This is a genomic window from Azotobacter tropicalis (assembly GCF_059739045.1).
Map to the genome: position 1 here is coordinate 1712886 of NZ_AP046059.1, position 22445 is coordinate 1735330.

The 22445-nt window shown below is 66.5% G+C and carries 20 protein-coding genes and 2 pseudogenes; 11 read left to right on the forward strand and 11 right to left on the reverse strand.

All coding sequences use genetic code 11. The annotated features are described in order from the left end of the window. Positions 1-54 precede the first annotated feature (54 nt). Positions 55-807, forward strand: coding sequence for an SDR family NAD(P)-dependent oxidoreductase (locus Atro_RS07985; RefSeq protein WP_497927149.1), 753 nt, complete (start codon positions 55-57; stop codon positions 805-807). 182 nt (positions 808-989) lie between these two features. On the opposite strand, the gene Atro_RS07990 is transcribed toward Atro_RS07985, so the two are convergent. The 3 genes and pseudogenes from Atro_RS07990 to ptsP form a co-directional block, all read right to left on the reverse strand. Next, complete coding sequence (locus Atro_RS07990) at positions 990-2780, reverse strand: PTS fructose-like transporter subunit IIB (RefSeq protein ID WP_497927150.1); 1791 nt, start codon at positions 2778-2780, stop codon at positions 990-992. A 32-nt stretch (positions 2781-2812) separates the two neighbouring features. Then, the gene (pfkB, locus tag Atro_RS07995; RefSeq protein WP_497927151.1) at positions 2813-3739 is read right to left on the reverse strand and encodes a 1-phosphofructokinase; all 927 of its coding nucleotides are present in this window, start codon (positions 3737-3739) and stop codon (positions 2813-2815) included. Continuing rightward, positions 3739-6614, reverse strand: a pseudogene (ptsP, locus tag Atro_RS08000) (phosphoenolpyruvate--protein phosphotransferase). Before ptsP ends, pfkB begins: the two are co-directional and overlap by 1 nt. Positions 6615-6787: 173 nt before the next feature. On the opposite strand from ptsP, the gene cra reads away from it, so the two are divergent. Both cra and Atro_RS08010 read left to right on the forward strand, forming a co-directional pair. Next, on the forward strand, positions 6788-7801 hold the full coding sequence (gene cra / locus Atro_RS08005) for a catabolite repressor/activator (RefSeq protein ID WP_497927152.1): 1014 nt from the start codon (positions 6788-6790) through the stop codon (positions 7799-7801). A gap of 64 nt (positions 7802-7865) precedes the next feature. Continuing rightward, positions 7866-8645 carry a TatD family hydrolase gene (locus Atro_RS08010; protein ID WP_497927153.1) on the forward strand — a complete coding sequence of 260 codons (780 nt, stop codon included), beginning with the start codon at positions 7866-7868 and terminating at the stop codon, positions 8643-8645. A gap of 2 nt (positions 8646-8647) precedes the next feature. Here the strand turns inward: Atro_RS08010 and ampE are convergent, their stop codons facing one another. Together ampE and ampD are read right to left on the reverse strand one after the other, a co-directional pair. Further along, the gene (gene ampE, locus Atro_RS08015; RefSeq protein WP_497927154.1) at positions 8648-9487 is read right to left on the reverse strand and encodes a regulatory signaling modulator protein AmpE; all 840 of its coding nucleotides are present in this window, start codon (positions 9485-9487) and stop codon (positions 8648-8650) included. After that, positions 9484-10047 carry a 1,6-anhydro-N-acetylmuramyl-L-alanine amidase AmpD gene (ampD, locus tag Atro_RS08020; RefSeq protein WP_497927155.1) on the reverse strand — a complete coding sequence of 188 codons (564 nt, stop codon included), beginning with the start codon at positions 10045-10047 and terminating at the stop codon, positions 9484-9486. The genes ampE and ampD overlap by 4 nt, the downstream gene beginning before the upstream one ends. 142 nt (positions 10048-10189) lie before the next feature. Here ampD and nadC point away from each other — a divergent pair, with 142 nt between their 5' ends. Further along, positions 10190-11038: a carboxylating nicotinate-nucleotide diphosphorylase gene (nadC, locus tag Atro_RS08025; RefSeq protein ID WP_497927156.1), complete on the forward strand. Its 849-nt coding sequence runs from the start codon at positions 10190-10192 to the stop codon at positions 11036-11038. 101 nt (positions 11039-11139) lie between these two features. Here nadC and Atro_RS08030 read toward each other — a convergent pair. From Atro_RS08030 to Atro_RS08040, 3 genes and pseudogenes are all read right to left on the reverse strand, one after another. Beyond that, positions 11140-11954 (reverse strand): annotated as a pseudogene (locus tag Atro_RS08030) (IS5 family transposase). 275 nt (positions 11955-12229) lie between these two features. Further along, entirely contained in the window at positions 12230-12931 is a 702-nt protein-coding gene (locus tag Atro_RS08035; protein ID WP_497927157.1) for a hypothetical protein, read from the reverse strand. 178 nt (positions 12932-13109) lie between these two features. Further along, positions 13110-13601, reverse strand: a complete 492-nt coding sequence (locus Atro_RS08040; protein WP_497927158.1) for a pilin — start codon at positions 13599-13601, stop codon at positions 13110-13112. 552 nt (positions 13602-14153) lie between these two features. Between Atro_RS08040 and pilB the strand changes: the two genes are divergently transcribed. The 5 genes from pilB (at position 14154) to yacG (ending at position 18893) form a co-directional block, all read left to right on the forward strand. Continuing rightward, on the forward strand, positions 14154-15854 hold the full coding sequence (pilB, locus tag Atro_RS08045) for a type IV-A pilus assembly ATPase PilB (RefSeq protein WP_497927159.1): 1701 nt from the start codon (positions 14154-14156) through the stop codon (positions 15852-15854). A gap of 2 nt (positions 15855-15856) precedes the next feature. Beyond that, positions 15857-17074: a type II secretion system F family protein gene (locus Atro_RS08050; RefSeq protein ID WP_497927160.1), complete on the forward strand. Its 1218-nt coding sequence runs from the start codon at positions 15857-15859 to the stop codon at positions 17072-17074. A 2-nt stretch (positions 17075-17076) separates the two neighbouring features. Then, the gene (locus Atro_RS08055) at positions 17077-17946 is read left to right on the forward strand and encodes a prepilin peptidase (protein WP_497927161.1); all 870 of its coding nucleotides are present in this window, start codon (positions 17077-17079) and stop codon (positions 17944-17946) included. Positions 17947-18087: 141 nt separating this feature from the next. Then, positions 18088-18696: a dephospho-CoA kinase gene (gene coaE / locus Atro_RS08060; protein WP_497927162.1), complete on the forward strand. Its 609-nt coding sequence runs from the start codon at positions 18088-18090 to the stop codon at positions 18694-18696. Then, positions 18693-18893 (forward strand): DNA gyrase inhibitor YacG, encoded by a 201-nt coding sequence (gene yacG, locus Atro_RS08065; RefSeq protein ID WP_497927163.1) that lies wholly within the window; start codon positions 18693-18695, stop codon positions 18891-18893. Before coaE ends, yacG begins: the two co-directional genes overlap by 4 nt. Positions 18894-18914: 21 nt before the next feature. Here the strand turns inward: yacG and Atro_RS08070 are convergent, their stop codons facing one another. The 3 genes from Atro_RS08070 to Atro_RS08080 are packed head-to-tail and all read right to left on the reverse strand — an operon-like array spanning position 18915 to position 20487. Then, the gene (locus Atro_RS08070) at positions 18915-19601 is read right to left on the reverse strand and encodes an energy-coupling factor ABC transporter permease (RefSeq protein WP_497927164.1); all 687 of its coding nucleotides are present in this window, start codon (positions 19599-19601) and stop codon (positions 18915-18917) included. Then, complete coding sequence (locus Atro_RS08075; RefSeq protein ID WP_497927640.1) at positions 19598-20032, reverse strand: FAD/FMN-containing dehydrogenase; 435 nt, start codon at positions 20030-20032, stop codon at positions 19598-19600. The genes Atro_RS08070 and Atro_RS08075 overlap by 4 nt, the downstream gene beginning before the upstream one ends. A gap of 29 nt (positions 20033-20061) precedes the next feature. Further along, positions 20062-20487: a GNAT family N-acetyltransferase gene (locus Atro_RS08080; protein ID WP_497927165.1), complete on the reverse strand. Its 426-nt coding sequence runs from the start codon at positions 20485-20487 to the stop codon at positions 20062-20064. A 290-nt stretch (positions 20488-20777) separates the two neighbouring features. Here Atro_RS08080 and Atro_RS08085 point away from each other — a divergent pair, with 290 nt between their 5' ends. Further along, positions 20778-20951, forward strand: coding sequence for a DUF3094 family protein (locus tag Atro_RS08085; protein WP_497927166.1), 174 nt, complete (start codon positions 20778-20780; stop codon positions 20949-20951). Between the two features lie 75 nt (positions 20952-21026). Continuing rightward, entirely contained in the window at positions 21027-22325 is a 1299-nt protein-coding gene (locus Atro_RS08090) for an NAD(P)/FAD-dependent oxidoreductase (RefSeq protein ID WP_497927167.1), read from the forward strand. Positions 22326-22445: the final 120 nt, after the last annotated feature.

A 22445-nucleotide genomic window follows, 5' to 3' on the forward strand; every position in this document is an offset into this window, starting at 1 on the left:
TACGCCCTCGCGTTCGCCCCGGCGAGCCAATCCCCCCACTCAAGGAGCAAGTCCATGGACCTTCAATTGCAGAATCGAAACGTGCTGGTCACCGGCGGCACCCGTGGCATCGGCCGCGCCATCGTCGAAGGCTTTTTGCGCGAAGGCGCGCGCGTGGCCTTCTGCGCCCGCGACCCGCAGGGCGTGGCGCAGGCCGAACGGGAGCTCGGCGAACGCGCCTTCGGCCAGACCGTCGACGTCACCGACAGCGCGGCGCTGGAGCAGTGGGTGAAGGACGCGGCGGCGCGCCTGGGCGGAATCGACATCGTCGTGCCCAACGTCAGCGCGCTGGCCGGCGGGCAGAGCCTGTCGGCCTGGCGGCAGGCCTTCGAGACCGACCTGCTCGGCACCGTCGGCCTGGTCAACGCCGCCCTGCCCTGGCTCCAGCAGTCCGAGGCGGGCGCGATCGTGATCATCTCCAGCGTCTCCGGCCGGCAGATCGACCTGTTCGCGGAACCCTACGGCGCGCTCAAGGCGGCGCTGATCCACTACGGCAAGGGCCTGGCCCTGCGCCTGGCTGAGCAGCGCATCCGGGTCAACGTGGTTTCGCCGGGCAACGTCTACTTCGAGGACGGCGTCTGGGGCCAGATCGAGCGCGAGCAGCCGGAACTCTTCGCCAAGTGCCTGGCGATGAACCCCATGGGCCGCATGGCGCGGCCCGAGGAAGTGGCCAACGCCACGCTGTTTCTGGCCAGCGCGGCCGCCAGCTTCACCACCGGCACCAGCCTGCTGGTCGACGGCGGCCTGACCCAGGCGGTCCAGTACTGAGAGGCTGTGAAAAAACTCCCGCCTGCTGCGACCGCCTCCAAACGCCCGCTGCCGCGTTGCGCTACGTGAAAAGCAAGGTCATTTAGCTTGCTAAACTCCCCCGCTTTTCACGTAGCGCGCCTGGCCGCGAACGCTTGGAGACGGTCTCGCGACGGCGCTCGATTTTTTCACAACCTCTGAGTTCAGGCGTGCCGGCCTGACGGCCGCTCGGCGAGCGGGCCGCCGGCGGCCGGCGCCTGCTCCGTCGCGGCCGCCAGCTCGGCGGTCTCGCCGCGCTTGAGCAGGGCATACAGCACCCCGGTCAGCAGGCTGCCGGCGACGATCGCCAGCAGGTACCAGAGCGCATGGTTGATCGCGTTGGGAATCGCCAGCACGAACAGCCCGCCGTGCGGCGCCATCAGCTTGCAGCCGAAATACATCGACAGCGCGCCGGTCAGGGCGCCGCCGGCGATGCTCGCCGGGATCACCCGCAGCGGGTCCTTGGCGGCGAAGGGAATCGCCCCCTCGGAGATGAAGCACAGCCCCAGCACGCCGGCGGCCTTGCCGGCCTCGCGCTCGGCCTGGGCGAACTTGTAGCGAGCCAGCAGGGTGGCGATGGCCATGCCCAGCGGCGGCACCATACCCGCGGCCATGGTCGCCGCCATCGGCGCGTAGGTCTGCGAGGCCAGCAGCCCCACCGAGAAGGCATAGGCCGCCTTGTTGACCGGCCCGCCCAGATCGACGCACATCATCCCGCCGAGCAGCAGGCCGAGCAGCACGGCGTTGGTGCTGCCCATGCCGTTGAGGAAAGCGGTCAGCCCGGCGAGCATGCCGGCCACCGGCGCGCCGACCACGTAGATCATCACCAGGCCGGTAAACAGGCTGGCCAGCAGCGGGATGAGCAGGATCGGCTTGAGCGATTCGAGGCTCTGCGGCAGGCGCAACCAGCGGCTGAGGGCGCTGGCGCAGTAGCCGGCGAGGAAGCCGGCGACGATGCCGCCGATGAAGCCCGCGCCCAAGGTGCTGGCCAGCAGACCGCCGATCATCCCCGGCGCCAGGCCGGGGCGGTCGGCGATGGAATAGGCGATGTAGCCGGCCAGCACCGGCACCATCAGCTTGAACGCAGCCTCGCCGCCGATCTGCATCAGCGCCGCGGCCAGGCTGCCCTCCTCCTTGAACGCCTCGATGCCGAAGACGAACGACAGGGCGATCAGCAGGCCGCCGGCCACCACCATCGGCAGCATGTAGGACACCCCGGTCAGCAGATGCTTGTAGGGACCGCTCCGGACCGCCGCCTTGCCCGGCGCGGCGGCCGCGGCGGGGCTGGCACCGGCCTGCGGCACCGCCTCCTCCAGGGCGCGGCGCAGGGTCTGCTGCGGCTGCTTGAGGGCCACGCCGGTGCCGCAGCGGTAGATCTTCTTGCCGGCGAAGCGGCTGGTGTCCACCTCGATGTCGGCGGCCAGCAGCACCACGTCGGCGGCGGCGATGGCCGTCTCGTCGAGCAGGTTGCGCGCGCCCACCGAACCGCGGGTTTCCACCTGCAGCGCGTAGCCGAGCTGCTTGGCGGCCTGCTGCAGGGCCTCGGCGGCCATGAAGGTGTGGGCCACCCCGGTCGGGCAGGCAGTCACCGCCACCAGCCGCGGCTGGGCGCTGGATGCGGCAGCCGGCGCGGCGACTTGCGGCGGAAGCGGCTCGGCATGCGCGGCGGCCTCTTCGAGAAAGCGTTGCGGGTCCTGCAGCGCCTCGGACGGGGTGGACTGCACCAGGCGCTTGCCGACGAAGCGCTCGAGCGCCAGCTCGCCGGTCTTGACCACCACCACCAGGTCGGCGGCGGCGATGTCCGCTTCGGACAGCGGCGAGCCGATCGCCCGCGGGTCATGCACCTCGACGCGGGTGGTCCAGCCCAGGCGCAGGGCGGCCGCCTCCAGCAGGCGTGCGCAGAGCACGCTGGTGACCATGCCGTTCGGGCAGGCCGTGACGATCAGCAGATTCATGAAAAAGAAACCTCTTTTCTTGTTGTGTCGTATCAGGCCAGCGGCGTGAGCGTCACGCCGGCCTCCAGGCGCGTCAGCTGTTCCCGGTCGTGGATGCCGAAACCCAGTTGGGTGACCGCCTGGGCGGCGACGGCGGTGGCCAGGCGCAGGGTGCGCTCGGCCGGCCAGCCTTCGAGCAGGCCGTGCAGGGTCGCGGCGAGCAGCGAGTCGCCGGCACCCACCGTGCTGACCACTTCGACCGCGGGCGGCCGCGCCTCCAGGGCGATGCCCGGGCCGAACCAGTCGACTCCGGCGGCGCCGCGCGACAGCAGCACGTGCTCGACGCCCTGCGCGTGCAGGCGCGGCGCAGCGCTCAATGCCTCGCTCGCGGCAACGCCCAGGGCCTCGGCCAGCTCCTCCTCGTTCGGCTTGACCAGCCAGGGCGCCACTGTCAGGCCGGCGCGCAGGGCTGCGCCGCTGCTGTCCAGCACCAGCGGCACGCCGAAGGCCTTGAGCCGGCGCAGCAGCACGGCGAACCATGCCGGCTCGACGCCCTGCGGCAGGCTGCCGGCGACCACCACGGCGTCGTGCCCGGCGACGATCGGCTCCAGCCGCTCGAAGAGCGCGTCGCGGTGCTCGGCCTCGACCTGCGGCCCCGGCCCGTTGATGTCGGTGATCCGCCCGCTGTGCTCGGTCAGCTTGATGTTGCTGCGGGTTTCCCCGGGCACCCGGACGAAGGCGTCGAGAAAGCCGCGGCGATGGAACAGCGCCTCGAAGGGCGCCGCATTGGCGCTACCGAGAAAGCCACAGACGGTCACCCGGTGGCCCAGGTCGGCGAGCACCTGGGCGACGTTCAGGCCCTTGCCGGCGGCATGGCTGACCAGCGCCTGGCTGCGGTTGACCGCGCCCGGCTGCAGGCTGTCGAGGCGCAGGGTCAGGTCCAGCGCCGGATTCAGGGTCAGGGTCAGGACGCGCGCCATCAGTGCGTCTCCCCGACCAGGTCGCGCACCGCTCCGGCGCTCTCCAGCGCCAAAGCCCGTTGCGCCAGTGCCCGGCTGTGGGCGAAGTCCAGCTCGCGCACCCGCGCCTTGACCAGGGCGACGGCCCTGGCCGAGACGCTCAGCTCGTCCACCCCGAGGCCGACCAGCAGGGGCACGGCGAGCATGTCGCTGGCCAGCTCGCCGCACACGCCGACCCACTTGCCCTCGGCATGCGCCGCCTCGACGGTCAGGCCGATCAGCCGCAGCACCGAGGGGTGCAGGCCGTCGGCCTGGGCCGACAGGGTCGGATGGCCGCGGTCGATGGCCAGGGTGTACTGGGTCAGGTCGTTGGTGCCGATGCTGAAGAAGTCCACCTCGCGGGCCAGCACCGGGGCCAGCAGCGCCGCCGAGGGCACCTCGACCATGATGCCGAGCTGCAGGTCGGCGACCGGGATCTCCTCGCACAGGCTCAGGGTCAGGTCGCGGGCGATGCGCCATTCCTCGACGCCGCCGACCATCGGAAACATGATCCGCAGCGGCCGGCCGTCGGCCGCGGCCAGCAGCGCGCGCAGCTGGGTCTCCAGGATGTCCGGGCGCTGCAGGCTGAGGCGGATGCCACGCACGCCGAGGAAGGGGTTCTCCTCGGCCGGCATCGGCCAGTAGGGCAACGGCTTGTCGCCGCCGACGTCCAGGGTGCGCACCACCAGCGGGCGGCCGCCGAGGCCGTCGAGCACGCGGCGGTATTCGGCCTCTTGGATGTGCCGGTCCGGCGCCTCGGCGTGGTCCATGAACACCAGCTCGGTGCGCAGCAGACCGACGCCCTCGGCGCCCAGCTCGACCGCCTCGGCGCTTTCGGCACTGGCGCCGATGTTCGCCGCCACCTCCAGCGCATGGCCGTCGCGGGTCACCGCCGGCTGCAGGCGCTCGGCGTGGGCGCGCTCGCGGCGCAGCCGGTTGGCCTCGCGCTCGCGCCGCGCCTGCTCGAGGGTCTGCGCGTCCGGCGCGACGCGCAGCACGCCGTGGTCGCCGTCGAGCAGCAGCGGGGTGCCCTGGGCCAGGGCCAGCACGCCCTCGCCGGCGCCGACGATGGCCGGAATGCCCAGGGCGCGGGCGATGATCGCGCTGTGCGCGGTGGCGCCGCCGCGGGCGGTGAGGATGCCGGCCACGCGCTGGCGGTTGAGGCTGGCCACGTCGGAAGGCGCCACCTCGTCCATCACCAGGATGTAGGGCTCGTCGGGCTCGCGCGGCGTCTCGACGCCGCACAGGTGGGCCAGCACCCGCCGGCCGATGTCGCGCAGGTCGGCGGCGCGCTCGGCGAGCAGCGCATCGTGCAGGGCCTCCTGCTGCTGCGCCGCCGCCTCGGTTTCCACGCTCCAGGCGGCTTCGGCGCTGAAGCCGTCGGCCAGCCGCGCATTGACGTCCTCGCGCAGCGCCGGGTCGCGCAGCATCGCCTGGTGGGTGATGAAGATGTCGCGGATGTTGGTTTCCGTGCTGTTGTCGATCAGCCGCTGGATATCCGCGGTGACCTGCGCCAGGGCGCTGTCCAGGCGTTGCAGCTCGACCAGCATGCCCTGGCCGCGCTGCGGATAGTCGAGCTCCAGCGGCGTGCGCACCAGCGCCGGGCCGATGGCGATGCCCGGCGCGGCGGCGACCGCCTGCAGACGTGTCCCGGCCGCCGGTGCCTGCGGGCGGACGAAGGTGGAGACATGGGCGGGCTCCTTGGGCACCGCCGCCTCGTCCTGCACGGCCAGGGGCTCGATGCTCTCGCCGAGGCCGGACAGTACGGCCGCCTCGATCGCCGGCAGGGCGTCGGCGGCGATGCTCGGCTCGGCACTGAACTCGAGTTCCTGGCCGCGCCGTGCGCCGAGGGCCAAAAGCTTGCTCAGGCTCTTGGCCGACACCCCGCGCCCGGTTTCGCCGGCCAGGCGGATGCGGATCTCGCCGTCGAAGGCCTGGGCGACTTCGACCAGCGCCTTGGCCGGCCGCGCGTGCAGCCCGTGGGCATTTGCCAGGACGACGCGCCGGCTCGGCCAGTCGTCGGGCAGCTCGGCGCCCAGCGCCTCCAGCACGGCGCGGCTGCAGGTGGCCCGGCTGAAGGTCGCGCCGCGTCCCTCGATCAGCAGGTCGCAGAGCCGTTCGAGCAGCTGGCGGTGCGCTTCGCCCAGGCTGGCCAGGCAGAACAGCCCGGTCAGCGGCTGGCCGTGCAGGCTGAGCGGCTGCCCCGGGGTGACGAAAGCCAGTCCGGGCTGTTCCACCGCCTGCTCGCTGTTGAGCCACCAGAGCCCCTCGCCGAGCGGCAGCGGCTGGCCCTGCAGCAGGCTGCCGGCGAAGCCGGAGGCCACGCAGCCGGCCGCTTGAGGAGACGCGCGCCGTGCCAGACCAACTCGTCGAAGTCCTCGGCGGCCACGCCCAGGCCGATCAGCTGGCTGTCCAGGGCCAGCTCGCGCGGCGCGCCCTGCAGTAGCGCGACGAGCTGCTCGGCCTCGCGGGCCTCGCGCAGCGCCTGGCTGAGATCGCCCTCGCCGAGCGCCCGGGTCAGCAGCTGCAGCAGGTGCAGGTGCTCATCGGAGCGGGCGGCGATGGCGATCGCCAGGTAGACCTGCTGGCCGTTGCCCCAGTCCACACCCTCGGGGAACTGGATCAGGCGCACGCCGGTGCGCCGCACCTGGTCGCGGGTTTCCGGCGTGCCGTGGGGAATCGCGATGCCCTGGCCGAGGAAGGTCGAGCCCTGGGCCTCGCGGGCCTGCATACCGGCGAGGTAGCCGGGCTCGACCAGCCCGTCGTCGATCAGCCCCTCGGCGAGCAGCGCCAGCGCCGCCTGCTTGTCCGGCGCGCTGCGGCCCATGCGAATCTGCGCGGCATTCAACTCGAGCATGGAAATCTCCTAATTGTTCTGTTCTGGCAAGAGCCACCGTCGAGCACAGGCGAGTCCGGCCATCCTTGGAAGAATAGTCCGCCCGACCGCCTGCTGAATCGTTTCATCATGGACTGGCACGTTACCCGATAATGGGCGATCCTTGAAGCCCTGCCGTCATCCAGGATGCAACCTTGAAACTCAGCGATATCGCCCGTCTGGCCCAGGTCTCCGTCACCACCGCCAGCTATGTGATCAACGGCCAGGCCGCCCAGCGGCGCATCAGTCCGGCCACCGTGGAGCGCGTGCTGGCAGTGGTCGAGCAGCACGGCTATCTCCCCGACCAGCAGGCCGCCGGCCTGCGCCGCGGGCAGAGCCGCTGCCTGGGCTTCATCCTCCCGGATCTGGAGAACCCCAGCTACGCGCGCCTGGCCAAGCTGCTCGAACAGGGCGCCCGCGCCGCCGGCTACCAGCTGCTGATCGCCAGCTCCGACGACGACCCGGCCAGCGAGCGCCAGCTGCTCGAGCTGTTCCGCTCGCGGCGCTGCGACGCGCTGATCGTCGCCAGTTGCCTGCCGCAGGACGATCCTTTGTACCGCAACCTGGTCGAAGGCGGGCTGCCGGTGGTCGCCGTCGACCGCGCCCTCGACCCCGCGCACATCCGCTCGGTGGTCAGCGACGACCAGTTGGCCGGCGCCCAGCTCACCGCCAGCCTGCTCGAACCGCCGCCGCGGCACATCGCGCTGATCGACGCCTACAGCGCCCTGCCGATCAGCCAGGCGCGCGAGCGCGGCTTCCACCAGGCCCTGGCGGGCTTCGGCGGGATCGTCAGCGTGCATCACGCCGAACAGTTCAGCCGGGCCTGCGGTTGCCGGCAGATGCACGCCCTGCTGGACGGCGCGGATCGCCCGGACGCCGTGGTAACCACCTCCTACGTGCTGCTGGAGGGGGTCTTCGAGGCCCTGCGCGACTACCCGGCGGAAACCTTCTCCGCGCTGCGCCTGGCCACCTTCGGCGATGCCCAGCTGCTGGATTTCGTGCCGCTGCGCGTCAACACCATCGCCCAGCAGTACGACCGCATCGCCGAACGGGTGCTCGACCGGACCCTGCGCGCCATCGAGGGCGACTACCAGCCCGGCATCGAGGCCATCCCGCGCACTCTGAAGGTGCGCCGCGGGCAGACGGACAGCCCGCAGCGCTCAGGCTGAACCACGGACGCGGCGACGGGATATCCTTGGGAGAAGCCCGCTTTTCCCGAGGAGCCCGCCACCGGTGAGATTGATCGACACCCACAACCACCTCGACTTCCCCGACTTCGACGCCGACCGCGCCGCCGTGCTGGCCCGCTGCCGGGCACTCGGCGTCGGTCGCCAGGTGCTGGCCGGGGTGTATCGCGCGAACTGGCAACGGATCTGGGATCTGGCCTGCGCCGAGCCCGGCCTGTATGCCGCCTTCGGCCTGCACCCGGTCTATCTGGAGCAGCACCGTGCGAGCGATCTGGACGACCTCGGCGCCTGGCTGCAACGCCTGCGCGACGATGGCCGGCTCTGCGCGGTCGGCGAGTTCGGCCTCGACTACTACCTGGCCGAACTGGACCGCGAGCGCCAGCAGACGCTGTTCGAGGCCCAGCTGCACCTGGCCGCCGAGCTGGAGCTGCCGGTGCTGCTGCACGTGCGCCGCGCCCATGCCGCGACCATCGCCACCCTCAAGCGCCTGCGCCTGCCCCGTGCCGGCATCGTCCATGCCTTCGCCGGCAGCCACGAGGAAGCACGGGAATACCTGAAACTCGGCTTTCGCCTGGGCCTCGGCGGCGCACCGACCTGGCCCCAGGCCAACCGTCTGCGCAAGGTCGTCGCCGAGTTGCCGCTGGAGGCCGTGGTGCTGGAAACCGACGCCCCGGACATGGCGCCGTCGATGCACCCGGGCGAGCGCAACAGCCCCGAGCATCTGCCGGAAATCTGCACCGCCCTCGCCGCGCTCATGCAGGTCGAGCCGGACACCCTGGCCGAGGCCAGCACGCGCAACGCCTGCGCAGTGTTCGGCTGGAGCTGATCTCAGAGGAACAGGATCGCCAGCGCCAGCACCACGTACCAGAGCATCCCGGCGCGCACCAGCAGCTGCCACAGCTCGTCCAGGGTCATCACCCCCGCCTCGCCGGCCAGCACCTCCGCCTCCAGCCCTTCGTTGGCGGCGCGTCCGGCCTCGATCACCAGCTGCGCCGCCGGGGCCTTGGCGCCCGCCAGATGGCGCAGCACGCGGAACACCGCGGCGAAATTGCCGACCAGCGCGAAGCTCACGGCCAGGATGCGCGCCGGCAGCCAGTCGAAGAGCTGGCGCAGCCGTACCGACTGCTCGCGCAGGGGCGGCAGGGTCGTGTGCTCGCCGGTCAGCGCCGTCAGGCGGTAGGCCAGCGCCGCCACGGGGCCGAGCAGGGCGTACCAGAAGATCACCGCGAAGAAGCTCTGGTAGGCCTGCCACAGCAGGTAGCCCTGCACCCGGCGCAGCAGCGACAGGCTCTCCTCCGCCGCCACCGCCAGGTCGCGCTCGGCCACCAGGCAAGCGGCTTCGCTGTCGCCGCGCCGCCAGGCCTCGCGGAACGGCTGCAATTCGGTCAGCACATCGCCGCGTCCCAGGCTGTAGATCAGCACGAAGATATGCAGCGGCAAGGTCAGCCAGCCGTAGAGCGGAATCGACAACAGCGCCAGCAGCCCGCCCACCGCCAGCACCGGCAGCAGCACCAGGCGGAGCAGCGCCCGCCGCGGATCGCCGGCCAGCTCCGGGTCCGTCTCGACCCGATCCAGCAGCCGCAGCCAGAAGATGTCCTGCTGCACGCGCAGGCGCCAGCGGGAGAACCGTTCCAGCAGCAGCGCCAGCAGAAGCACCAGAAACGTCATTGCATATCTCCAGAGTCGGACAGCGCGCTGCGATAGCGCGCCCAGTCGAAGGCCGGCCCCGGATCGGTCTTGCGCAGGGGGGCGATATCGGCATGGCCGCAGATGTGCCGGACATCGAGCGCCGGATAGGCCTGCCGCAGCAGCCGGGTGAGCGCCGTCAGGCTGGCGTATTGCGCGTCGCTGTAGGGCAGCTCGTCGGTACCCTCCAGCTCGATGCCGAGGGAGAAGTCGTTGCAGTTCTCGCGCCCCTCGAAGCACGACTGCCCGGCATGCCAGGCACGGTCCAGGCAGGAAACGAACTGGGTGATCGCGCCGTCGCGCTCGATGAGGAAATGCGCCGACACCTGCAGCGCGGCGATGGAGGCGAAATAGGGATGCTCGCCCGCCGGCAGGCAGTTGCGGAACAACTGCTGCACCTTGCCGGTGCCGAAGCAGCCCGGCGGCAGGCTGATGTTGTGGATCACCAACAGAGAAATCTCGCCGTGCGGGCGGGCATTGAAATTCGGCGACGGGCAATGGCGAACGCCTTGGCACCAGCCGGTGGAGGGGTCGAACTGCATGCATCTCTCCTGAAAACAGCCGACACTCTAGAGCAGCCGCGCCGCCGGGCCAAGCGACGCCCCGCCGCGGCACGGCCGCCAGGACTGCACGGGAGACGGCCCGCGTCTTATAATCCGGGACCCCAACCTGCCGGAGTCCCCCATGCCAGACCTCATCCTTGCCGATCTGAGCGCCGAAATCGTGGCGAACGTCCGCCGCGCCCTGGCCGAGGACATCGGCAGCGGCGACATCACCGCGCAGCTGATTCCCGAAGGCCGCCTGGCCCGCGCCCGCATCATCACCCGCGAGGAAGCGGTGATCGCCGGCCGCGCCTGGGTCGACGAGGTGTTCCGCCAGATCGACCCGCGGGTCGCCGTGCACTGGGAAGTCGCCGACGGCGAGCGGGTCGACGCCGACAAGCTGCTGTTCAGCCTGGAAGGCCCGGCGCGCGCTCTGCTCAGCGGCGAGCGAAGCGCCCTGAACTTCCTCCAGACCCTCTCCGCCGTGGCCACCCGCTGCCGCTACTACGCCGATCTGGTCGAGGGCACTCCGGTGCGCCTGCTGGACACCCGCAAGACCCTTCCCGGCCTGCGCCTGGCGCAGAAATACGCGGTCACCTGCGGCGGCTGCCACAACCACCGCATCGGCCTGTTCGACGCCTTCCTGATCAAGGAAAACCACATCGCCGCCTGCGGCGGCATCGCCGAGGCCGTCGCCGCCGCCCGGCGCATCGCCCCCGGCAAGCCGGTGGAGGTCGAAGTCGAGGACCTGGAAGAACTCGACCAGGCCCTGGCCGCCGGCGCCGACATCGTCATGCTCGACGAACTCAGCCTCGAGGACATGTACACCGCCGTGCGCCGCACCGCCGGCCGCGCCAAGCTGGAAGCCTCCGGCGGCATCAACGGCGACAACCTGCGCCAGATCGCCGAAACGGGCGTGGACTACATCTCACTCGGCACCCTGACCAAGGACATCAAGGCGGTCGATCTGTCGATGCGCTTGCAGTTGTGAGGGAAAGCGCCTCCCCTGCCGCGTAGGAGCCAGCTTGCTGGCGATGCTCTTGAGTAGACAGCTGATCGCTAGAGCCTGTTATTAACCCGTTCGTTTCTTGATCAGCCGAGTGTTGCCAAGGCCTTGAGAGCAGTCGGCAACATCAGGCAAACAAAGGCTATGAAGTGAAAGCCCGCCAGCGTCGAGGCCAGGCGCTCGTAATCCCGACTCAGTCTTCGAAAGCGGGCCATCCAGCCGAAGCTGCGCTCGACCACCCAGCGCCGGGGCAGCAGGATGAAGCCCTTCTTCGCTTCCGTGTGCTTGATCACTTCCAGCTGGATGCCATGCGCCTCTGCCTGCCGGGCCGCCGACTCGCCGCTGTAGCCCTGGTCGGCGAAGGCAACCTCCACCGCCTCACCGGTCACCCGCTGCACCTGCTCGGCGAGGGCGGCCACCTGGGCGCGGTCCTGTTCGTTGGCGGGCGTCACCCGCAGGGCGAGCAACTGCCCCAGCGTATCCACGGCCATATGCACCTTCGAGCCCTTGCGGCGTTTGGCCCCGTCATAGCCGGCCCGTGCGCCGCTTTCCGGCGTCGACTGCAGGGTGCGGCTGTCGAGATCACGGCGCTGGGCTGAGCCTTGCGCTTGTCCGCCACCCGGATCAACTCGCGCACATCATGCAGCAGTTCCTCGAAGACGCCGGCCTCGATCCAGCGTCGGGTCTGCTGATACACCACCTGCCACGGCGGCAGATCATGCGGCATCTGCCGCCAGAGCAGGCCGCCGCGGACGATGTAGCGCAGGGCATTGAAGACCTCGCGCAGGCTGTGGACGCGATGGGCGGAGGATTCGGGCATCAGCGCCAGATAGGGCGCCACGAAGGCCCACTCCTCATCGCTGACATCGGTGGGGTAGGGTTTTCGGGTTGTCGTCTGCATAACTGCAAACGATAACCAAAGCAGTGGTTAATAACAGGCTCTAGGGCCTGTTGACGTTTTGGCGTAGGCCGCGACGGAGGCCCGTCCCTGCGGGTTGCGCGGCAAATGCCGCCATGCGGCGTTGCGGGTCTTGGCAAGGGAATGACCATTGCTGGCGCCCCGCGCCTTGCCTAGCGGCATTTGACGCGGCAACGCGGCTCGCGTCAAAACGTCAACAGGCCCTAGCAAGCTGGCTTCCACATAGATAAACGGCTGCCAAAGCATTGGCTGTCTTGCTACGAATGCTTCGGCACAAAATCCGACATGCGCTGCGTCTGCGGGTCGAAGCAGATCGAACCGCTCCGGTAGGAAGACTCGATATCCACCCGGAAGCAACCGCTCTCCACCTCCCAGACGGCGCCGTGAAAAATCTTCTCCACGGCTCGGCGGTCGGTCGTCAGCTCGCGGTACAGGTCAACACGTTGCTGGAGTGGTGTCTCACCATTGAGCTGGCCCAGAGTATGCTGAACTACGAACTCCACCGCGTTCTCTGGCACCTCTACATAGAAGTACTTCGGCGTCCATCCCGACAACCGGTCCAGCTCATTCTCTGCAACATTTAGCTGTCGGAAATCTTCGCGGTTGAGCGCATAGAAGGTGTCGAACACCTGCACCACCACCAGCGGACGAGCATTGGCCACCAGCCAGGCACCAGTCCCCAAGGCAAGCAGTTGCACCAGAGCGATTAGCGACAGATCCCGGACCAGCTCTGCCCGGGGTTTTTGTGGATTGAACACGATCAGGGTCAGGCAGGGACCGAGCACCAGATCGACCGCTCCGACGATTCTCAGCCCCTCCCAACCACCGGCGGCCTGAAAAAGCCCGCCTGGGAAGAGCCATAACAACGCAACCGATACCGACACGACAAGAAGCGCTAGGCTGAGCAGGAGATGAAGTGCGAAGGCGCTCCAGCGATTGATTGGCTTCGACAGAAGCATTCTAGATGAGACTCCAGACAATCCGAATGGGGGCAAGTCGACAATGGGTAACGTGAAACGCGAACGCCCCGCATGGGGGCGGGGCGTTCGTGGGGTGGGTGAAACCCGTCGTCATGCCAAGGGCGTTGCAAAGCTACAAGGCTGCAGGTTACACCCAGCCTACACAGCTACAAGGCGATTACAGACCACCCAACACAGCCTGGCGGCAGCTAGCCGGGAAGTACTTCAGATCAGTTGTAGTAGCATTGGTACCACACGACCAGCTCACTACCGGAGTCATGACACCACCAGTAATCGAAATTGCAGTGGTACGACCAGCATCCGAAGTCGGCTGCAGAATCAGATTCTTGGTATCAGCTCCGGAACCAGTACCCTGGACAGTGACGGTGATGGCTGCAGTAGCATTGGAAACCGTCAAGCCTGTAGCGTATTTGCTGGCAGCCGTGCTGCAACCCGCTGCGTTTGCATCGGCCGGGAATGCGTTATTGGTTTGCAGATACTCAGCCACGGCCGCTTTGCAACCGTCTGCCGCCAGCATGACTTCAGACACCTTGGCACGTACGGTGTAATCCTGATACGCCGGCAGTGCGACAGCAGCCAGAATACCGATAATCGCCACAACGATCATCAATTCAATCAGGGTAAAACCTTTCTGCAGTTGAGCTTTCATCAAACATCTCCTTGAAGTGTTTAGGCTTTCTTTCATGCCTACCAGAGACACTGCAGGCGATATGCCATCTTTTCTCAATTCAACTTGAAGATGTTCTGTTTTTAACTCTCTGCGCGATCCAATAACAACCGCTACAAGCCTCGCCATTACTGGGGCAGCCCTCCATGGAGGACATACATAACTCCCCCGGCAACAACTTCTCCTAATGGGCAATACATCACAAAAGCCGATTCAACCGCGCGACAAAACGTCCGAAGTTTCGAGTACTTCCAATATCCCGAATATCTCTTCACCGCAAAAAGCCAACCGCAAATCCGCCAATTCCTGACATTTTTTGTCACCTCGCATCCAGGCATTTGGCAGAGCTTGGCAACTGGGTTATAAGGCGGGCCAGCAATATAAATGGCTAATTGCCGTCATTAGCCGAAAGTTCTTTCCTCTCTGGCTTTTATCCTCGCCCCTATCCCCCCAGGGAACTGTGGCAGATAGAGCTTTGGCGGCACCAGTCATCAGCCCATCCACCCTTTCAGCGCGCATAGAGCCATCCACCCGATGAGCAACGACATTTCCCTCCCCGGCCTGGCACGGCAGATGGTGCTGGCCGGACTGATTGACGAGAAGACTGCCCAGCAGGCCCAGCAGCAGGCGCAGCGCAACCAGACCCCGCTGGTTACCTGGCTGGTGCAGAGCAAGCTGGTAAAGAGCCGGGCACTGGCGGAGCTGGCCGCCGAGCAGTTCGGCATCGCCCTGTTCGACCTCAGGACGCTGGACAAGGAGAGCCAACCCCGGGACCTGCTCAGCGAAAAGCTGATCCGCCAACACCGCGCCCTGCCGCTGTGGCGGCGCGGCAACCGGCTGTTCGTGGCAATTTCCGACCCGACCAACCATGAGGCGGTCCGCGAGATCCGCTTCGGAACCGGGCTGAACACCGAGGCCGTGCTGGTCGAGGACGACCGGCTGGGCGAGGCCATCGAGAAGTACTTCGAGGGCGCTGGCACCGGCCTGGACGATCTCGGTGACGCCGATTTGGACGGACTCGACGTCGAGGCAGCCGGCCAGAAGGACGACGAGGCCGACGCGAACGGAGGTGCCGAGGACGCCCCGGTGGTGCGCTTCATCAACAAGATGTTGCTGGATGCGATCCGCGGCGGCTCCTCGGATCTGCACTTCGAGCCTTACGAGAAGAGCTACCGGGTACGCTTCCGCACCGACGGCATCCTTCATGAGGTGACCAAACCTCCGGTCCAGCTGGCACCGAAGATCGCCGCACGCCTAAAGGTGATGGCCGGGCTGGACATCTCCGAGCGGCGCAAGCCGCAGGACGGCCGGATCAAGATGAAGTTGTCGAAAACCAAGGCCATCGACTTCCGGGTCAACACCCTGCCAACCCTGTGGGGCGAGAAGACCGTGATGCGGATACTCGATCCCTCCAGCGCGCAGATGGGCATCGACGCCCTAGGCTACGAGGAAGAGCAGAAGGCGCTCTACTTGGCGGCGCTGAACCAGCCACAGGGGATGATCTTGGTGACCGGCCCGACCGGTTCGGGCAAGACGGTATCCCTGTACACCGGCCTGAACATCCTCAACACCCCGGAGGTGAACATCTCCACCGCGGAAGACCCGGTGGAGATCAACCTGGAGGGTATCAACCAGGTCAACGTCAACCCGCGCCAGGGCATGGACTTCTCCCAGGCGCTACGCGCCTTCCTGCGCCAGGACCCGGACATCATCATGGTCGGCGAGATCCGCGACCTGGAGACCGCGGAGATCGCCATCAAGGCCGCGCAGACCGGTCACATGGTGATGTCCACCCTGCACACCAACAGCGCTGCGGAAACCCTGACCCGCCTGCGCAATATGGGCGTGCCCTCCTTCAACATCGCCACCTCGGTGAACCTGATCATCGCCCAGCGCCTGGCACGCAAGCTGTGCCCCTGCAAGAAGGCGGTGGACATTCCCCGCGAGGCGCTGCTCGAGGAGGGCTTCCCCGAGGCGCGCATCGGCACCTTCAAGCTCTACTTCCCGGTCGGCTGCGAGAACTGCAACGGCGGCTACAAGGGCCGGGTCGGCATTTATGAAGTGGTTAAAATCACCCCGGCCCTGCAGCGCATTATCATGGAGGATGGCAACTCCATCGATATCGCCCGGCAGATGCGCGCCGACGGCTTCAACGATCTGCGCACATCGGCCCTGCTGAAAGCCATGCAGGGCGTCACCAGCCTGGAAGAAGTCAACCGCGTCACCAAGGATTAACCATGGCGGAAAAAGCGTTGAAAACCAGCCTGTTCACCTGGGAAGGCACCGACCGGCGCGGGGCCAAGGTCAAGGGCGAGCTGAGCGGCCAGAATCCGGCGCTAGTCAAGGCGCAGCTGCGCAAGCAGGGCATCAACCCGACCAAGGTGCGCAAGAAGACCGCCTCGCTGTTCGGTGCCGGCAAGAAGATCAAGCCGATGGACATCGCCCTGTTCACCCGGCAGATGGCGACCATGATGAAGGCCGGTGTGCCGTTGCTGCAGGCTTTCGACATCATCTCCGAGGGCTTCGACAACCCGAACATGCGCAAGCTGGTGGATGAGGTGAAGCAGGAGGTGGCGGCCGGCAACAGCTTCGCCACCGCCCTGCGCAAGAAGCCGCTGTACTTCGACGATCTCTACTGCAATCTGGTGGAGTCCGGCGAGCAGTCCGGCGCCCTGGAAAACCTGCTGGACCGGGTCGCCACCTACAAGGAAAAGACCGAGGCGCTGAAGGCCAAGATCAAGAAGGCGATGAACTACCCCATCGCGGTGATCGTGGTGGCGGTCATCGTTTCGGCGATCCTGCTGATCAAGGTGGTGCCGCAGTTCGAGTCGGTGTTCGCCAACTTCGGTGCCGAGCTGCCGGCCTTCACCCGCATGGTCATCCGTATGTCCGAGGTCATGCAGGAATACTGGTTCTATGGTCTGTTGGTGCTGTTCGCCATAGCCTTCACCCTCAAGCAGGCGCATCAGCGCTCGGAGAAATTCCGCAACTGGACGGATCGTACCCTGCTCAAGCTGCCGATCGTCGGCGAGATCCTCCACAAGTCGGCGGTGGCCCGCTTCGCCCGTACCCTGTCCACCACCTTCGCCGCCGGCGTGCCGCTGGTCGATGCGCTGGACTCGGTGTCCGGCGCTACCGGCAACGTGGTGTTCCGCACCGCCACCGAGAAGGTCAAGGCCGATGTCACCACTGGCATGCAGCTGAACTTCTCCATGCGCACCACCGGCACCTTCCCGACCATGGCGATCCAGATGACCGCCATCGGCGAGGAATCCGGCGCGCTGGACGAGATGCTCGACAAGGTGGCGAGCTTCTATGAAGCCGAGGTGGACAACATGGTGGACGGCCTGACCAGCCTGATGGAGCCGATGATCATGGCGGTGCTCGGCGTGCTGGTCGGCGGCCTGATCATCGCCATGTACCTGCCGATCTTCCAGCTGGGCGCGGTGGTCTGAGCATGTCCATTCACGATCTTCTGGCCGGCTCCGGGCTGGCCTTCGCCGTTTTTGCCGGGCTGCTGGGCCTAGTGGTCGGCAGCTTTCTCAACGTGGTGATTCATCGCCTGCCGAAGATGATGATGCGCGATTGGCAGGCGCAGGCGCGTGACGTGCTGGAACTGCCTGGCGAGGCGCCGGGCGAGCCCTTCAACCTGCTGCTGCCCCACTCCCACTGTCCGCAGTGCGGGCACGAAATCCGCCCTTGGGAAAATATCCCGCTGCTCGGCTGGCTGGCCCTGCGCGGCCGCTGTTCGTCCTGCAGGGCGCCGATCGGTGTGCGCTATCCGCTGGTGGAGCTGGCTTGCGGGCTGCTCTCTGCCCATGTCGCCTGGCATTACGGCTTCGGCTGGCAGGCTGGCGCCATGCTGCTGCTCGGCTGGGGCCTGCTGGCCATGAGCCTGATCGACTACGACCACCAACTGCTGCCGGACTCGCTGGTGCTGCCGCTGCTCTGGCTGGGCCTGATCCTCAACAATTTCGGGCTGTTCGTTTCCCTCGAAAATGCGCTCTGGGGGGCGGTGGCCGGCTATCTCAGCCTGTGGTCGGTGTACTGGCTGTTCAAGCTACTCACCGGCAAGGAAGGCATGGGCTACGGCGACTTCAAGCTGCTGGCGATGCTCGGCGCCTGGGGTGGCTGGCAGATCCTGCCGCTGACCATCCTGCTCTCCTCGCTGGTCGGTGCCGTGCTGGGAATCGTCATCCTGCGCCTGCGCCAGGCCGAAAGCGGCACGCCGATCCCCTTCGGCCCCTTCCTCGCTCTCGCCGGCTGGATCGCCCTGCTCTGGGGCGAGCAGATCACCGGTAGCTACCTGCGCTTCGCTGGCCTTTAGGGGGCGAGCGCAACCTGGCCGGCTTTTTTGGGGGCCCATGCCGGATTGCGCCAGCCCTGCGCAAGGACCACGAGCCACGAAGCGTTGCATATCCGCCGGCAACGCGGTATCTAGCACGGCACTTCGGTATTGGGAGCGCTCATGAAACCCTGGATTCTCGGCCTGACCGGCGGCATCGGCAGCGGCAAGAGCGCCGCCGCCCGGCATTTTCGTGATCTCGGCGCTCATGTGGTGGATGCCGATCAGGCCGCACGCTGGGTGGTGGAACCCGGACGTCCGGCGCTGGCGAAGATCGCCGGGCACTTCGGCCAGGAGATTCTGCTGGCGAACGGCAGCCTGGATCGCGCCGCACTGCGCCAGCGAGTGTTCCAGAACGAGGAGGAGCGCCGTTGGCTGGAGCGCCTGCTGCATCCGCTGATCCGCCAGGAGATTCTGGCCAGCCTGGAGCAGGCTTCTTCGTCCTATGCCATCCTGGAGTCGCCGCTGCTGGTAGAAACCGACCAGCACAAGTTGACCCAGCGTATCCTGGTCGTCGATGTGCCCGAATCCCTGCAGCTCGAACGCGCCATGCAGCGCGACCAGGCGGATCGCAAGCAGGTCGAGGCGATCATCAAGGCCCAGGCCAGCCGCGAAGAGCGCTTGCGCCATGCCGACGACGTGCTGCTGAACGACCGCGACTTGTCCTGGCTGTACAGCGAAGTCGAACGCCTGCATCGGTTCTACCTGACTCTTAATGGAGGTCAGCCATGAAACAACCGTTGACGGTAACCTGTCCCACCTGCCGGGCACCGGTCGAGTGGGGCCCGCAGAGCCCTTACCGGCCGTTCTGTAGCGAGCGCTGTAAATTGATCGATTTGGGCGCCTGGGCGGCCGAGGAACATGCCATTCCCGGCGACAGCCTCGAAGACGAAGTGTTCTCCGGGGAGCTGCCGCCACGTGGTCATTGAACCACGCGAAATAGAACAAGCTCAGCCCGGCTCGTCATCCTTCCAGGGGGCCTGCAGGTAGCGGCTGCGGTTGAAGGTTTCCAGCCATTCCGGGCAGTACACCACCAGCCCGCTGACCACCGCGCCATTGATGAACGCCTCAGGAAACATCACCAGCCACAGGTAGCCAAGGTAATCGAGTAGCCACGGCGGCATTTCGTAGCGACCATCCAGCCACAGCACGCCGAGCCCTGCCAGCAAGCAGGCCAAGGCGCTCAGCGCAGCCGGAAAGAAGCCCGAACAGAAGATGTAGACGAACAGGTTGCGCGGCTGCGCGCGCTCGACCAGCAGAGCGCAGCCTTCGGTGATCGACACCGGAATGGCCACCAACAGCAGGCCGTTGACGCCCAGCGCCGCCAGGTCCTGCCGCCCCAGCGCCAGCAGCCCGAGCTGAGCAGCCAATCCGGCGAGCACGGCCAGCGGCCAGTCGAGCAGCAGGGTCACCGCCGTCATGCCGATGAAGTGAAAGGACAACCCGGAAACGAAATCGCGTCGCACCAACCAGAGCAGAAATAGCGCTAGGACAGTACCGAACAGCAGATGCTGGCGCCGGCTGTCGCTGAACAGCTCCAGCCAGGGCGCCCGCCAAGCGGCATAAAGCAGGAGCCCCAGATAGAGGCCTCCGCCGATCAGCTGGGTACTGGGTGCCAGCAGATCGGCAGCAATCACGGCATCGCCTGCTCAAGGGCTGCTGCCAAGGCACCGGCATCGCCGAATTCGCGCTGGGCGCGCAGTCGCCCCTGCTCCAGATCGAGCCACAACACCTTGGCCGGATCGCCTGGATAACGGGAAGCGATCCGGGCATCGCGGTCGAGCAGCACACGATAGGGGTAGTCGCGCATCGCCGGAACGGCGAACAGGCGAGCGACCAGCGAAGGCATACGACTGATGTCGGCAACGAACGCCGCCCGACGTGCCTCCAGGTACCCCTGCGGCCGCGACTTGAGCGCGGCCTCGACCAACCGGGCACCGTCCATGCTGCGCGCGACCAGCAGAATGCGGGTCTCCTCGCTCAGGCTGTAGGCCTGATCATGCTGGTCCAGCAGGGTCCAGGGCGCAAGCCGCTCACCCACCTCCAGGGCCTGCGCCCAGACTGGCATCAAGGCAAGCACGATACTGACGACGAGTCTCACTCGCAGTTCCTCCGTGTGGAATAGACCCGAATATCGCTGCGGCCTTCCCAGCCGGCCTGGGCTTCCCAGAAGGCCTGGGCCTGCAGAGCGTCCCGCAGGACGAACACATGGGACTTGTTGATTCCCAGCTGTGCGAGCCTGACGAGCGCCTCGTCCAGCAGCGCCTGGGCAAAGCCACGGCCGCGGTGGGATTCGTCGACCGCCAGATGTTGCAGGTAACCGCGCCGCCCATCATGGCCGACCAGCAGCGAAGCGACGATCCGGCCATCGATCTCGACCAGTTGGCTCAGTCCGGGATTACGCGCCAGATAGTTGCAGAAGGGCTCGAAATCATCTTCGGCGCGCAGTTGCAGGCCCGGCGTGCGCCGCCACAACGCCAGCAAGGCCGGATGATCGGCAGGGGTGACGGGGCGAACGGGCATGGAAAAACTCCGGAGAGCGGGCGGCAAAGTCTACACCGGATGCAACCCTGCTAACGGAAGACGGCGGTCAGAATAGGACTATCCGGATACGCCGCCACGGAGCAGGCCTTAATACGCCCCTGAACTCGGCGTCATTTTTAAAATGCGAACTTTCGCCACATTGAAATTTTAGCCAAAAGACATCTTGCCAGCCGAGCGTCACAAGGAGTTATGATTCACATCAACAAAGCATGGGCTTTCCGGGTAGCCGGATCGCTTAGTGAACGATTTTTGCAGAATGCGAGCCCTGCATGGCAAGCCGCCTGAACCCCGAGGATCAGCAACGAGTCAACGAGTACCTGAGCTCCCCACAGCATCAGGTAGAGCGCCAGCCGTTCCGCCCCTGGCGCCTCGCACTGATCGTGCTGACCGTGGTCGTCTGCCTAGGCCTGCTGAGTCGCATTCTGGGACGTCTGGTGCTCTGAGCTGCTTTGCGCTCGCCCCGACGCTTCTGCCCCGTTTTTGCAACCTTTTCATTTCAACCTTGTGAGACCCTAGCTATGACTCATCGTATCGTAATTGTAGGCGGCGGCGCCGGCGGCCTGGAACTCGCTACCCGTCTCGGCAAAACCATGGGCAGGAACTATCAGGCAAAGATCACCCTGGTCGACGCCAACATGACCCACCTCTGGAAACCATTGCTGCATGAAGTCGCAGCCGGCTCGCTGAACTCGACCGGTGACGAACTGAATTATGTGGCTCAGGCCAAGTGGAACGACTTCGAGTTCCAATATGGCCGCATGTGCGGACTGGACCGCGCCAACAAGCGCATTCGTCTGGCAGCCCAGCCTGCCCAGGAAGACCGCGCCCCTCTGCCCGAGCGCGAACTGAGCTACGACACCCTGATCCTCTCTGTTGGCAGTACCACCAACGACTTCGGTACCCCGGGTGCCGCCGAAAACTGCATCTTCCTGGAGAGCCGTGACCAGGCCGAACGTTTCCGTCGCCTTCTGCTCAGCCATTACCTACGCGCCCATGCCAGCGATGCCAACAACCATCAGGTGAATGTCGCTATCGTCGGCGCCGGCGCCACCGGCGTCGAATTGGCCGCCGAACTGCGCCACGCCTCCGAGGAACTGGTCGCCTATGGCCTGGAACGCATTCCGCCGGAAAATCTCAGCATCACGCTGATCGAGTCCAGCCCGCGCGTGCTGGCCGCCCTGCCTGAACGCATTAGCCGCTCGGCACATGCTACTTTGGAAAGTCTCGGCGTTCGCGTGCTCACCAGCACTGCCGTCAGCGAAGTCACCGCCGAAGGCCTGAGGACCAAGGATGACCAGTTCATCTCCGCCGACCTCATGGTCTGGGCTGCCGGCGTGCGCGCCCCTGCCTTCCTCAAGGATCTGGACGGCCTGGAAACCAACCGCATCAATCAACTGCTGGTGCGCCCGACCCTGCAGACCACTCTCGACGACGACATCTTTGCCTTCGGTGATTGCGCCTCCTGTCCGCAGCCTGGCACCGACCGTACCGTTCCGCCGCGCGCCCAAGCCGCTCACCAGCAGGCTACCTTGCTGACCAAGTCGATCTATCGCAAGCTGCAGGAAGACAAGCCCCTGCTTGAGTACCGCTACAGCGACCACGGCTCACTGATTTCGCTCTCGAGCTTCTCGGCGATCGGCAACCTGATGGGCAACCTGACCGGCAACGTAACCCTGGAAGGCTGGCTGGCCCGCAAGTTCTACATTTCACTGTATCGGATGCATCAGATGGCGCTGTACGGCACTTTCCGCACCCTGATGATGATGCTGGGCGACCGCTTCCGCAGCAGCACCGAACCCCGTCTCAAACTCCACTGACCTCCTCCTCCCCTGCGAGCACCACTGCTCGCAGGGGCCTTTCACTGCCTGCCGCAGCGCAGACAGCTTCCGTGGCACACCTCAGCTTTTGGCGCTTTGCATCGAAGAATTTTGGACACA

Bases quoted from the DNA above. Each gene is read 5' to 3' on its own strand.
- Atro_RS07985 (WP_497927149.1), top strand. From the start codon at position 55: ATGGACCTTCAATTGCAGAATCGAAACGTGCTGGTCACCGGCGGCACC.
- Atro_RS07990 (WP_497927150.1), bottom strand. From the start codon at position 2,780: ATGAATCTGCTGATCGTCACGGCCTGCCCGAACGGCATGGTCACCAGC.
- pfkB (WP_497927151.1), bottom strand. From the start codon at position 3,739: ATGGCGCGCGTCCTGACCCTGACCCTGAATCCGGCGCTGGACCTGACC.
- ampE (WP_497927154.1), bottom strand. From the start codon at position 9,487: ATGACGTTTCTGGTGCTTCTGCTGGCGCTGCTGCTGGAACGGTTCTCC.
- ampD (WP_497927155.1), bottom strand. From the start codon at position 10,047: ATGCAGTTCGACCCCTCCACCGGCTGGTGCCAAGGCGTTCGCCATTGC.
- nadC (WP_497927156.1), top strand. From the start codon at position 10,190: ATGCCAGACCTCATCCTTGCCGATCTGAGCGCCGAAATCGTGGCGAAC.
- Atro_RS08035 (WP_497927157.1), bottom strand. From the start codon at position 12,931: ATGCTTCTGTCGAAGCCAATCAATCGCTGGAGCGCCTTCGCACTTCAT.
- Atro_RS08040 (WP_497927158.1), bottom strand. From the start codon at position 13,601: ATGAAAGCTCAACTGCAGAAAGGTTTTACCCTGATTGAATTGATGATC.
- pilB (WP_497927159.1), top strand. From the start codon at position 14,154: ATGAGCAACGACATTTCCCTCCCCGGCCTGGCACGGCAGATGGTGCTG.
- Atro_RS08050 (WP_497927160.1), top strand. From the start codon at position 15,857: ATGGCGGAAAAAGCGTTGAAAACCAGCCTGTTCACCTGGGAAGGCACC.
- Atro_RS08055 (WP_497927161.1), top strand. From the start codon at position 17,077: ATGTCCATTCACGATCTTCTGGCCGGCTCCGGGCTGGCCTTCGCCGTT.
- coaE (WP_497927162.1), top strand. From the start codon at position 18,088: ATGAAACCCTGGATTCTCGGCCTGACCGGCGGCATCGGCAGCGGCAAG.
- yacG (WP_497927163.1), top strand. From the start codon at position 18,693: ATGAAACAACCGTTGACGGTAACCTGTCCCACCTGCCGGGCACCGGTC.
- Atro_RS08075 (WP_497927640.1), bottom strand. From the start codon at position 20,032: ATGCCAGTCTGGGCGCAGGCCCTGGAGGTGGGTGAGCGGCTTGCGCCC.
- Atro_RS08080 (WP_497927165.1), bottom strand. From the start codon at position 20,487: ATGCCCGTTCGCCCCGTCACCCCTGCCGATCATCCGGCCTTGCTGGCG.
- Atro_RS08085 (WP_497927166.1), top strand. From the start codon at position 20,778: ATGGCAAGCCGCCTGAACCCCGAGGATCAGCAACGAGTCAACGAGTAC.
- Atro_RS08090 (WP_497927167.1), top strand. From the start codon at position 21,027: ATGACTCATCGTATCGTAATTGTAGGCGGCGGCGCCGGCGGCCTGGAA.